General features: G+C 46.3%; 12 protein-coding genes and 1 pseudogene. 8 read left to right on the top strand and 5 right to left on the bottom strand.

The window, feature by feature from the left end; genetic code table 11:
- The 8 genes from QUB24_RS32200 to QUB24_RS32165 form a co-directional block, all read left to right on the top strand.
- On the top strand, nt 1-255 hold a 255-nt coding region (locus QUB24_RS32200), incomplete at its 5' end, for a hypothetical protein (RefSeq protein ID WP_333157605.1).
- Nucleotides 256-497: 242 nt separating this feature from the next.
- Complete coding sequence (locus tag QUB24_RS32195) at nt 498-1,736, top strand: IS110 family transposase (protein WP_333157604.1); 1,239 nt, start codon at nt 498-500, stop codon at nt 1,734-1,736.
- A 274-nt stretch (nt 1,737-2,010) separates the two neighbouring features.
- A complete protein-coding gene (locus QUB24_RS32190) occupies nt 2,011-3,276 on the top strand; it encodes a transposase (RefSeq protein WP_333157603.1) in 1,266 nt (421 codons plus the stop codon).
- A 61-nt stretch (nt 3,277-3,337) separates the two neighbouring features.
- Nucleotides 3,338-6,742, top strand: coding sequence for a DNA methyltransferase (locus QUB24_RS32185; protein WP_333157602.1), 3,405 nt, complete (start codon nt 3,338-3,340; stop codon nt 6,740-6,742).
- A gap of 89 nt (nt 6,743-6,831) precedes the next feature.
- Complete coding sequence (locus QUB24_RS32180) at nt 6,832-7,182, top strand: type II toxin-antitoxin system RelE/ParE family toxin (protein WP_333157601.1); 351 nt, start codon at nt 6,832-6,834, stop codon at nt 7,180-7,182.
- Nucleotides 7,179-7,475 carry an XRE family transcriptional regulator gene (locus QUB24_RS32175; protein WP_333157600.1) on the top strand — a complete coding sequence of 99 codons (297 nt, stop codon included), beginning with the start codon at nt 7,179-7,181 and terminating at the stop codon, nt 7,473-7,475. The genes QUB24_RS32180 and QUB24_RS32175 overlap by 4 nt, the downstream gene beginning before the upstream one ends.
- Before the next feature lie 73 nt (nt 7,476-7,548).
- Complete coding sequence (gene vapB, locus QUB24_RS32170) at nt 7,549-7,785, top strand: type II toxin-antitoxin system VapB family antitoxin (RefSeq protein ID WP_333157599.1); 237 nt, start codon at nt 7,549-7,551, stop codon at nt 7,783-7,785.
- Nucleotides 7,782-8,168, top strand: a complete 387-nt coding sequence (locus QUB24_RS32165) for a type II toxin-antitoxin system VapC family toxin (RefSeq protein ID WP_333157598.1) — start codon at nt 7,782-7,784, stop codon at nt 8,166-8,168. Before vapB ends, QUB24_RS32165 begins: the two co-directional genes overlap by 4 nt.
- A 231-nt stretch (nt 8,169-8,399) precedes the next feature.
- Here QUB24_RS32165 and QUB24_RS32160 read toward each other — a convergent pair whose 3' ends face one another.
- The 5 genes and pseudogenes from QUB24_RS32160 to QUB24_RS32140 all read right to left on the bottom strand — a co-directional run.
- Nucleotides 8,400-8,795 (bottom strand): hypothetical protein, encoded by a 396-nt coding sequence (locus tag QUB24_RS32160; RefSeq protein ID WP_333157597.1) that lies wholly within the window; start codon nt 8,793-8,795, stop codon nt 8,400-8,402.
- Between the two features lie 4 nt (nt 8,796-8,799).
- Nucleotides 8,800-9,144: a hypothetical protein gene (locus tag QUB24_RS32155; protein WP_333157596.1), complete on the bottom strand. Its 345-nt coding sequence runs from the start codon at nt 9,142-9,144 to the stop codon at nt 8,800-8,802.
- A 162-nt stretch (nt 9,145-9,306) separates the two neighbouring features.
- On the bottom strand, nt 9,307-10,515 hold the full coding sequence (cbiE, locus tag QUB24_RS32150) for a precorrin-6y C5,15-methyltransferase (decarboxylating) subunit CbiE (protein ID WP_333157595.1): 1,209 nt from the start codon (nt 10,513-10,515) through the stop codon (nt 9,307-9,309).
- A gap of 20 nt (nt 10,516-10,535) precedes the next feature.
- Nucleotides 10,536-11,033: a GNAT family N-acetyltransferase gene (locus QUB24_RS32145; RefSeq protein WP_333157594.1), complete on the bottom strand. Its 498-nt coding sequence runs from the start codon at nt 11,031-11,033 to the stop codon at nt 10,536-10,538.
- 287 nt (nt 11,034-11,320) lie between these two features.
- Nucleotides 11,321-11,461 (bottom strand): annotated as a pseudogene (locus tag QUB24_RS32140) (photosystem II q(b) protein); the annotation flags it as partial.

Here is an 11,461-nt window from a genome sequence, read left to right as displayed (position 1 = left end):
GCCAAGGAACAATTTGGTGATTTCAGCGATGCCAAAAAACGAGAAATTTTTGAAATCATCAAAGAAGCAAAATCGCGCGGATTGTTGCGGAAACAACCCCACGATAAATGTTTGAGCGAGTACGTTAACGCCGCTAACCATTTACTAAGAAGCTATGCCACGGATGAATTCACAGCAGCGCTGAACCGAAACCTTGACTACATATACGTGTACGTCGCGCTTGTAAGCACTAATTCCATCCTCACCACCGCCTGACGATGGCTGCCTCGACTCAGCGGCCGAAACTCCCCTTTTTAAGGGGGGAGTCGCGGGATGAGTCCTCGGACAAGTGGCGCTTTAAGAGTGAAATTAGCTTAGTTGCTATTACTCGTTCGTAAGCGCCAGCCCGCATCAAACCGGACAAAATAAATGAGCCTTAATCAGTGAAGTAAGCTTAATTGCTTTTGGGAGATTCGTAGGCTCTATTGTCCTTTCAACCCATTCTCTCCCTAAACTAGATGAAATATTTAATCGTAGGCATTGACGTTTCTCGGTCGTCAGTAGCCGCGTGTTTTATGCTGGAAAAACCCAGCAATCCCCGTGATGACTACTTTGACGCCGATATCGAAGTATTCCACTCGAACATTGAAAACTTGAATAAGTTAAGAGCCAAAGTTGAAAGCTTTAAAGCTGACAAAATTATTGCTATTTGCGAACCAACCGGGATGAACTACGCCCAACTGTGGATAAACAAACTTGCGGACTGGGGGTGCGAAATTAGGATGATTTCCAACAGCAAGCTACCCAACTACAGGGCGGAACTGATGGGAAAGGAAGGCAAAAGCGGGGCAAAGACGGATGACATTGACGCATTTGCGATCGCCTGCTGGTACTTTGACAAAGGGTGCGACAGTTACCTCAAAATCCGTGACCCCCTAGTTAGTCAAATCAAACACGTTTGTCTTCGCTTGGAGCACCTTAACCGAGTGCAAAGCCCAATCATAAATAGAATGCGACAAGAATTGAGTTGGCAATGCCCCGAAATCGCTTTAGTGCGATCGGCAAAACCGCAAGAGGAATTGCCACCGCTACTCTGGGGCTGGCTTGCCGGCCGCCGAAAATCCAAAAAGTACGATCGCATTTTGGAGGGAACGATCGGCTCTGGCATTGAACCACAAACTCGCTGGGCCGCCAAACAATACTGCGAAATGGAGGAAGAAATTTTTAGACTCAAAAAGCAATTGGTGCAACTGATCGACAGTCCGCAGTTTGAGGAATATCGCCGAATTTTCACCAAGTTTGGCTTTGGCTATCAACTTCAGGGCTATTTGTTGGGAGCGATTTACCCGATCGAAGATTTTCTCAAGGATGGTCAACCGGAAGTCAAAATCAGGAAAAATCGCCAGACCGGGAAAGAATCTAAACTCAAACTCTCAGAGCGCCGCTTTATGCGAGCCGTTGGCATGGGCGTAGTTCGAGAGGATAGTGGCCAAAAGAAGAAGGGTAAACAGTCAGGCAGTGCGCTCTGTAGAAAAGCTTTATGGCAGTGGTGTTTTACGAGGTTGGAAGTGTCGCGAAACAATCCGCCGCTGCAATTCACTTACGGGCAAGGTAAAGATGTAGAGCAAATGTCGCCAGCAGAAAACCTCAAGCGCCGAAAAAAAGGCGGCACGCCTGTCAAACTAGCCCGTCAGCGAGTAATCGCCCGCTGCATCCGCGAGCTATTCAAAGAGTTGTGCAGCATCGTCAAAATCTAAAATCTAAAATCTAAAATTCAAGGGAATAATTTGTCCCTAACTCCCAAAAAATGTCTACAGTGAAGATTGGGGATTATTTTACCTCTTAACTGCCGCCCACTGGGTAATCGGTGCCAGGAGTTTCCAACCAAAATCGCAAGATAAATCGCCAATTCAAACCGATCGAAGTATTGTGAAACTTCATTAAGTTGGTAAGCCTCAATAAACAATAGTAGTATCATATAGTCAGGGAAGTCAAAAAAATGTTGTGATTGTTAAAAGATGGAGGCTCAGAATGCAACTAGCAGAGAGGCACATCATTAAATCTACGGAACACAGTTTCGCCGAAATTGATAAATTAGCATTTAAGTCCAAAAATCTCTACAATGCCGCTAACTACGTCATTCGTCAGAGTTTTATCTATGGATGGGGTTACGTTAATTACAACGAGATGAACCGTTTGATGAAATCTCATCAAGCATACAAGGTTTTGCCAGCCAAGGTCAGTCAGCAAATACTGATGATATTGGACAAGAATTGGAAGTCGTTTTTTGAAGCAGTTAAAGCTTACAAAGCTGATGACTCTAAATTTACTGGCCGTCCGAAGCTACCGAAGTACAAAGATAAAGTCAAGGGTCGGAATATCCTTGTCTATACGATTCAGGCAATTAGTAGCAAGCAATTAAAGAAAGGAATCGTCAAGCTTTCGGGAACTAATCTCTCAATCAAAACCCAGCTCGAACCCGATCGAATCTGTCAAGTTAGAGTGGTTCCCAAATGTGATTCTTATGTGATTGAGGTAATATACGATGAACCGGATACCACCGCCAGCGACGATAAATTTGTAGCTAGTATTGATTTAGGTCTGAATAATTTAGCGGCGTTAACTTCAAATCAGCCGGGTTTTATACCTCTGTTGATTAACGGGCGTCCGTTGAAATCAATCAACCAGTTCTACAACAAACGTAAAGCACGGTTACAATCTCAGTTAAAAGGAAGTCGCAAGAGTTCACCCCGCATTCAACGCTTAACTCGCTGTCGCCACCAAAAAGTCGATAATTACTTGCATCATACCAGTCGCCTAATTGTTGACCTTTTGGTCGCCCATCAAATTGGGACGCTAGTTGTCGGCAAAAATGCACAATGGAAAACCGAGATTGATTTAGGAAAGCCAACCAACCAAAACTTCGTGGGCATTCCTCATACTCGACTGATTGAGATGTTGGAATATAAGGCTCGATTGGTTGGGATTAAGGTGATTGTACAAGAAGAATCTTATACATCGAAATCAAATTTTCTGACTCTAGATCCGATTCCTGTCTATGGAAAGACCGATAAGGATGCTGTATTTAGTGGCAAGCGGATCAAGAGAGGTTTGTACAAGACATCGGTCGGTCAATTAATTAATTCCGATGTGAACGGGTCTTACAACATCCTCAGAAAAGCAATCCCAAATGCGTTTAGCAATGGGATAGAGAGCTGCGTAGTTCAGCCGAGGCGGGTCAATCCGCTCGAAGTAAAAGTGAAGGGGGAGGGACTTAACGCCTCCCATGTCATGTAATAAATGACTATACTTTTGCCAGCTATAGAATCAGGAAAAAGCAAGCAACAGGGATTGAAGCATGAATGAGACCGATCGCACGCGAGTCGAAACATTCATCACGCGCTGGGCGGGTTCTAGCGGTAACGAACGGGCAAACTACCAGTTGTTTTTTGCCGAAATGTGCGATGCGCTGGGAGTCGATCGCCCTTTTGATAAAGGCAGAATTCCCAACGATCCCTACTGCTTTGATAAAGATGTCAAAATTTTTCACCCCAGCGGCAAAGTAACTCCGGGGTTTATTGACTTTTACAAAGCCGAGCATTTTTTGATTGAGGCAAAACAGGGCGGAACAACGGGTAAAAAAGGAACGGCAAAGCGGGGGACAAATACCTATTTGCGAGAGATGGAAAAAGCGTTTGTGCAGGCAGTTGCCTATACGCGCAGTCTCAGTAGCAAACCGCCCTTTTTGTTAACTTGCGATATTGGCGATCATTTTGAATTATGGATGGGTTTTAGCGGCGATTATGGCGGCTATGGGGCGCGGCGAGAAATCGGGCTAATCGAGTTGCAGAAAGCCGATGTTTTCGATTTGTTTGTCGATATTTTTAGCAATCCGCAGCAGCGCAACCCAGAGAAGATTGCAGCGCGGGTGACGCGGGAAGTGGCGGCGGATTTGGCAGAGTTGGCGAAGCGGATGGAGGCGAATGTCGATCCGCAGCAAGTCGCCCAGTTTTTGATGCGCTGTATTTTCACCATGTTTGCTGAGGATGTGGGATTACTCAAAGAACATTTGTTTACACAGGCGCTGGAAACGCGGTGGATTCTCAATCCGAAGACTTTTAAGCCGGAAGTAGAGGCGCTGTGGGAGGCGATGAATGAGGGGACGAGTTTTGGCTTTCATGGCCAACTGTTGCGGTTTAATGGCGGATTGTTTGCTGAATCGCAGGCATTTGCGCTGACTAAAACGCAGTTGGAAGTGTTGTTGCAGGCGGCGAAGCGGGATTGGTGCAATGTGGAACCGGCGATTTTTGGGACGTTGTTGGAAAGGGCGCTGGATTCGAGGGAACGGAGTAAGTTGGGGGCTCATTATACGCCGCGATCGTATGTGGAACGGTTGGTAAAGCCTGTGGTGATGGAACCTTTGGGCGATCGCTGGATTGCGGTACAAGCGGAGGTTAAACAGTTGCTCAACGCGGGGGAATCGGAACCGACTGCAAATCAAAGGAAAAAGGCGATCGCAGTTTTAGAGGCATTTCTGACGGAGTTACAACAGGTGAAGATTCTCGATCCGGCGTGCGGATCGGGGAATTTCCTTTATGTGACGTTGGATTTGTTGAAAGGGTTGGAGTCGGAGGTGTTGCGGCGCTTGGAAGATGTCACCGGATCGGCGCAGTTGCGGTTAGATATTGCCCAAGTCAATCCGAGTCAGTTTTTGGGAATTGAGATCAATCCTAGGGCGGCGGCGATCGCAGATTTGGTGATTTGGATTGGCTATTTGCAGTGGCATTTTCGGCGGTTTGGTGATATTCCGCCGATCGAACCGGTGTTGCGGGAGTACAACAATATTGAATGCCGGGATGCGGTGTTGGCCTATGACGGAATAGAACCAGATGTGGATGCGGCGGGGAAAGTGCGATCGCGTTGGGGTGGACGGATGATGAAAAGTCCGGTGACGGGGGAAAATATTCCCGATCCGACAGACCAAATAACAATTTATCGGTATTTGAATCCGAGGGCGGCCGAGTGGCAGGAGGCGGATTATATTGTGTCGAATCCGCCGTTTATTGGTAATTCGAGAATGCGGGAAATGTTGGGGGATGGGTATACAGAAACGTTGCGGAAAGTTTATAAAGATGTGCCGGATACTGTTGATTTTGTGATGTATTGGTGGCACAAGGCAGCAGAACTAACTAGAGCGAGCAAAATAAAACGCTTTGGGTTTATTACCACAAACAGTATTCGCCAAGTTCGGCAGCGGAAAGTTCTGGAGTTTCATTTTACGCAAAAGATTCCAACCCGATTAATTTTTGCTATTCCCGATCACCCTTGGATTGATGGAGGGGCAGCAGTCAGAATTGCAATTACAGCAGGTGAATTAGATGACCTCAAAAAGCCTATAAGGATTGCCGAATTTGGTACAGTAGTTGCTGAGTGTGAGGGAGAGACACCGGAAGACTCAGCAGAGCAAGTTCAAGTGCAGTTGCAGAATGTAGGGCTAATTTTTAGTAACCTTCTAGCGGGTTCTGATTTAACTCAATCTCAACAACTTCTGGCTAATGATAGGATATCCAGTCGCGGTGTTATGCTATTTAGTTCCGGGTTTATTGTCGAGCAATCTGACTTTGGAGAGATTGAGTCTGAGGTTCTTTTCCCCTACATTAATGGACGAGACTTTATGCAAAATTCTCGCAATGTGCGCGTCATTGATTTATTTGGCTTAAAAGCTGATAAAGCTCAAGAACTATATCCAAAAGCATTCCAATGGGTGTTGGATAAAGTTAAACCTGAACGAGATACTAACCGTGATAAAAGCCTCCGAGAAAACTGGTGGATATTTGGTCGTCCCAGAACAGAACTTCGACCAGCAATAAAGGGACTACAGCGTTACATTGCTACAGTAGAGACTGCGAAGCATAGAGTATTCGTCTTTCTTCCCCGTGAAGTAATACCTGATAATATGTTGATTGCGATCGCCCTTGATGATGCTTATTTCTTAGGAGTTCTTTCTAGTCGAGTTCATGTTACTTGGTCGCTGGCAGCAGGCGGAACATTAGAAGATAGACCTCGTTACAACAAAACTCGATGCTTCGACCCCTTCCCCTTCCCCGACGCCACGGAAACCCAAAAACAAACCATCCGAGAACTCGGAGAACGCCTCGATAGCCACCGCAAACGAGTCCAAACCACTCACCCCGAAGTCACCATCACCGGGATGTACAACCTCCTGGAAAAACTCCGCCAAGGCGAACCCCTCAACGACAAAGACAAAGCCTTCAACCAAAAAGCCCTAGTCTCCACCCTCAAACAAATCCACGACGAACTCGATGCCGCCGTATTTGCCGCCTATGGTTGGGAACCCACCCTCACCGACGACCAAATCCTGGAAAACCTCGTCACCCTCAACGCCCAACGCGCCGAGGAAGAACGCAACGGACTGATTCGCTGGCTGCGTCCCGACTACCAAGCCCCCGGCGAAACCTACGTGCAACCATCCCTTGCAGGCATCACCACCGAAACCGAAACCCCGATCGCCCCCACGGAACAACAACCCTTCCCCAAAACCCTCAAAGAGCAACTTTGGGCCATCCGCGACTTATTCCGCACCCAAAGCGGCGAATGGACAGCCGCCCAAGTTACCGCCCATTTCAAAGCAGCCAGCCGCAAACAAAAAGTCATTCTCGACTGTCTAGAAAGCCTCGAAGATTTGGGGATTTTGCTCAGTCATAATGAAGGTGGCGTGCAATATTGGTATCTCCCAACCTGATGGAATTGCAAAAACTTGTAGCTTACGCTAGGGGGTTTGAAGGCGATCGCCCTTACAATTGTTATAGTATTTGATTCTCAACAAACCCGATGACCATCAAACCGATTCGGTGGGTTGGCGCTACCCGTGAAGAAATCCAATCTCTTCCTGACGATGCCCGAAAAGAAGCTGGTTTTGCACTTTGGACACTTCAGCAGGGCATACAACCATCAGACTTTAAACCCATGTCGATCGTAGGCAAAGGCGTTGAAGAAATTCGGATTCGGACAGAAGATGCCTATCGGGTATTTTATATTGCTAGATTTGAAGAAGCTATTTACGTTCTTCATGCTTTCCAAAAGAAAACTCAGAAGACAGCCAAGAAAAATATCGAAATTGGACAGAAACGCTACCAACAGTTGTTACAAAATCGTTTAAATTCAAGAGAACCAGAACCATGAGTGAAAATACTATTACCCAAGCAACCGATAATATCTTTCTCGATCTGGGATTTTCAGCAGAAGAAGCTGATAACTTACTAATCAGATCGCAACTCATGCTCGCCCTGCTTCATCAGATTAAACATCACCGTTGGACGATCGACCAAACTGCTCAACATCTCCAACAGTCAAACGACCAAATCAAAGCTCTAACTCAAGGTAAAATTGGGGAATTCTCGGTTGATACTCTGATCGCAATGCTAAACCAAGTAGGCATGACTGTCAAAATCGAAATTTGTCCCAAGGTAGCTTAGAGCGAGATTAGAGACATCGGTAAGTTTTGCTTTGCGCTTGTTATCATGAGCTTATCCAGCAAGAGGTTATCTAATGCTAGAAACCACCATCCTAGAAACCCTGGTCAAGTTGCCAGATTCCCTGAAACAGGAAGTTTTGCACTATGTAGAATTCTTAGCCGCAAAATATGCAAATAATGCAAATAATGAGGTTGCCGTAAATCCTCCTCAAAAGAAACGTCAAGCCGGGATGATGAAAGGCACGTTTGTCTTACCGCTTGCTGATGATTTTGATCCACCATTAGAGGATTTCCAGGAGTATATGGAATGAGTGCATTGCTCCTCGATACTCACACTTTTATTTGGTTTTCAGAAAATGCTCCTAACCTATCAGTTACCTTGAAGGAGCAGATTGAATCCGCCGATATAGTCTATTTGAGTATTGCCAGTCTTTGGGAAATTGCCATCAAAATCAGCATTGGTAAATTGACACTGCAAGCAGACTATGCAGACATCGAACCTCAGTTACCTGCTGCTGGCATCTTATTACTGCCAATTTCCTTTGGGGATACTGTACAGGTTCGCAGCCTACCATTCCACCATCGCGATCCATTCGATCGCATTTTAATTGCCCAATCCATTAATCATGCTTTAGTTTTAGTCAGCCGCGATGAAATATTTGATGCTTATGCTGTTAAAAGACTATGGGAATAAACTAGATTATTATCGCCAATGGCATTGACCCGATCGATCGTAAAAGAGTAAAATAAATTATAGAGTTAGGCTCAAAAATTTTCCATGCCTCCCGAAGAAATCCTCCTACAATACTGGCGGGAACTTGCCCCCGCCGATCGCGCAAAAGTCCTTAAATCCCAGTTTGAGGGAAAATAAGCCGAGGCAGATTGAAAAATTACTGTATTTCAGTCTCCTAGCTATTGCGCTAATCTATCGCTCTTCCATTTGCAAATACTCCAACACCAGCAACCGCAAATAGTCTAGCATTCGGATATAAGACCGCATTTGAAGATAGCCCGATCGCGTCTCATCATAAAACTGAGCGATCGCAGAACGATCGAACACCCGAAGCTGATGTAACTCTGCGATCGCTTGCTCGCGATTCTCAACCTCTGCGCGCTCCTCAATCTGACTAGCATAACCGCGAATACTTACTGTTACTAACTCAAGCTCCTCCAGAAACGAAAAATATTCCTCAGAACCAAGATACCTCTGAGATATCTCTTTGCGCTCTAATTTAGTGTTTTGATAGTCAACTGTCAACTGTGCCAAAAGTTGCACAATAATATCTTGCTGAATCGCTAATTTGTTCAGAAATTGTGCCATATCGCTATTCCTCATTAATGCCATAAGTCACGATTTTCTCAACACCATACTGGTCAGGTCGCACAATTAAAAACTCATTGCCCTTTCGGTAAACAGCGGCTCCATCCTGCCGATATCCCGTGCGAGGAACTCTTACAGCACCTCTGGTGTTGAAGTTGTGTGCCTTACGCAGATATTTGAGTGGATCAAATCCTTTTCTTTGTGAATGGTCTAACACACTTTGGGCCACAGTTCGATAAGTTCCTCTATCCCATTCAGACAAATATTGCTGTAGTTCGATAACTTCAGTATTGGAATAGTCTTCAAACAGTCGCTCTAAATAAGGATCAAGGGATGATTCGTCTGGCATTTTCACTCTAATTCCAGAGGATATTATTTATCATAGCTGTCCCGGAAAAAGACCGATCGCCTTTTATATCAAATCCACTCTTCATCGGAATGATTCATCTCTTCCTCTGTGTTCTCTGCGTACTCTGTGGTTAAATCATTTCGATCCTAATCAGAATTGGTATTACCCCTTAACTACGGCCCACTGAGTCACCGGTGCAAGCGGCTTCCAACCCTGAAAAGAACCGATCGCCCCTACTCGCTGAATCCCAATTCTAATTAGTTCCCCACCATAACGATCGTGCCATTGCAAAACTTTAAACTCGCTCTCAACTGTCACCGCATTAACAACTAATCGGCCACCTTCACCTAAAGCATTCCAGCAAGTTTCCAGCACAGCTTCTGCGGTGACACCGCCGCCGATGAAAATAGCATTCGGTTGAGGCAAATTTGTCAGGGCTTCCGGCGCTTCTCCCGCCACGATTTCGAGTTCGGGAACCCCGAAAGTCGAGGCATTTTCAGCGATGTATTCCAATCGAGTCGGATGGCGTTCGATCGCGATCGCCCTGCACCGAGGATGACTCCGCATCCATTCAATCGCGATCGAGCCGCAGCCCGCCCCCACATCCCAAAGCAACTCTCCGGGAATCGGCGCTAACGTTGACAGAGTAACGGCTCTAACCTCCCGCTTGGTAAGTTGTCCGTCGTGGCGATAAGCAGCATCCTGTAAACCGGAGGTACGAGGGAAAATCACAGTTTCGCGATCGGCTGCAACTGCGATCGCGATCGTGTTCAAATCAGCCAAATCCGCTGCATTCCAGGCTGCTGCGACCCCCTCGATCCGCCGTTCCGATCCCGCTCCCATCCGCTCAAACACGGTCATCAAACTGCTGCCAAAGCCCTGCTGCGTCAACAATTGTGCCACCTTTCCCGGCGTGTTTCTGTCAGCGCTCAACACCAGCAAGCGCGCCCCCGGCGACAAAGCAAGGGCGATCGAGGCGATCGGGCGATTTGTCAAACTGAAAGTCTCAACTTGAGCCAGCGGCCAACCCAAACGGGCGCAAGCAAGACTAAAAGCCGATGCAGCGGGAATTACAGTCATTTCCGAAATGGGAATTTTGCGCGACAGTGTGACGCCGATACCGTGACACATCGGATCACCGCTTGCGAGCACGCACACAGACTGTCCCCGGCGGCGGATGATTTCATCGACTGTTGCTTGTAGCGGCGAAGCCCAAACCAATTGTTCGCGGGTGTCGTCGGTTGGTAGCATTGCTAGGTGACGGGCGCCACCAACAACGACTTGAGATCGAGAGAGGAGGGTAGAGGCGATCGGGCCGAGCCCCGAAAGTCCATCTTCGCCAATCCCCACCACCGAAAGCCATTTGTGCATTGCGGCCTTACTGCTAATTACTACTTATCGATTCTAAAGAATAATATCGGATTTCCATTCATAATTCTTTCTTCTACTTGCCTCATTCCGAGTCTTTCTGCGACTTTTTGCGACTCAATGTTTGGGCGATCGCAACTTGCGACAAGATAGTGAAAGCCAAGTTCATCAAAACCATAATCCAATATTTTGGTTGATGCTTCAGTAGCGTAACCTTTTTTAAGTGCTTTCGGCTGCAGTGCGTAAACTAACTGGGGCTGTGCTTCTTCAAAAAAATACCACAAACCAACAAATCCAATAGTTTCTCGATCGCTCTTAGTTTCGATAAACCACAAACCGAATTTCTTTTCTGCAAACAGCTTTTTGTTTTCGACAAGCATGTCTTCAACCTTTTGCAGCGACAATATTTCGCCGTCGCACAGATATCTCCTCACATAAAAATTAGTAAACATTCTGTGGATCGTGTTGAGGTCGCTCTCCACAATCGGTTTCAAAACTAATCTCTCTGTTTCAAATATCATGGGGATTATTTATGTTCGATTAAAGGGCGATCGCACCTATCCATATTAGTCCAGGACGCACGGGTGGTCAGAAACCGGGTTTTTTATGAAAAGATGGGTTGCAGCCCGTAGATTCGGTAAAAAAGTCGGTTTCTTTGATAAGAGTGCGATCGCAAACTGTTTATTTTTGTAGTTGCGGTGTCTTCGCCGGCGGGTCCATGCGTCCATGACTGTCTAAAAAATATTTTTCCCCAAACAAAAAGCGCCCCTATTTCTAGGAGCGCTTTTTGTCAATCAAAAGCTAAAACTTAGCCATTGATAGAAGGAGCAACCATTGCTACTGGAGTGACTTCACTAGCAGCCAAGTCAAGTGGGAAGTTGTGAGCGTTGCGCTCGTGCATTACTTCCATACCCAAGTTAGCGCGGTTGATGACATCAGCCCAAGTATT

The organism is Microcoleus sp. B9-D4 (assembly GCF_036705105.1).
Lineage (GTDB): Bacteria > Cyanobacteriota > Cyanobacteriia > Cyanobacteriales > Microcoleaceae > Microcoleus.
This window is presented reverse-complemented; position numbering and strand designations above follow the sequence as displayed.

Coding starts and splice junctions, on each gene's coding strand:
- QUB24_RS32195 (WP_333157604.1), top strand. CDS start 498: ATGAAATATTTAATCGTAGGCATTGACGTTTCTCGGTCGTCAGTAGCC.
- QUB24_RS32190 (WP_333157603.1), top strand. CDS start 2,011: ATGCAACTAGCAGAGAGGCACATCATTAAATCTACGGAACACAGTTTC.
- QUB24_RS32185 (WP_333157602.1), top strand. CDS start 3,338: ATGAATGAGACCGATCGCACGCGAGTCGAAACATTCATCACGCGCTGG.
- QUB24_RS32180 (WP_333157601.1), top strand. CDS start 6,832: ATGACCATCAAACCGATTCGGTGGGTTGGCGCTACCCGTGAAGAAATC.
- QUB24_RS32175 (WP_333157600.1), top strand. CDS start 7,179: ATGAGTGAAAATACTATTACCCAAGCAACCGATAATATCTTTCTCGAT.
- vapB (WP_333157599.1), top strand. CDS start 7,549: ATGCTAGAAACCACCATCCTAGAAACCCTGGTCAAGTTGCCAGATTCC.
- QUB24_RS32165 (WP_333157598.1), top strand. CDS start 7,782: ATGAGTGCATTGCTCCTCGATACTCACACTTTTATTTGGTTTTCAGAA.
- QUB24_RS32160 (WP_333157597.1), bottom strand. CDS start 8,795: ATGGCACAATTTCTGAACAAATTAGCGATTCAGCAAGATATTATTGTG.
- QUB24_RS32155 (WP_333157596.1), bottom strand. CDS start 9,144: ATGCCAGACGAATCATCCCTTGATCCTTATTTAGAGCGACTGTTTGAA.
- cbiE (WP_333157595.1), bottom strand. CDS start 10,515: ATGCACAAATGGCTTTCGGTGGTGGGGATTGGCGAAGATGGACTTTCG.
- QUB24_RS32145 (WP_333157594.1), bottom strand. CDS start 11,033: ATGATATTTGAAACAGAGAGATTAGTTTTGAAACCGATTGTGGAGAGC.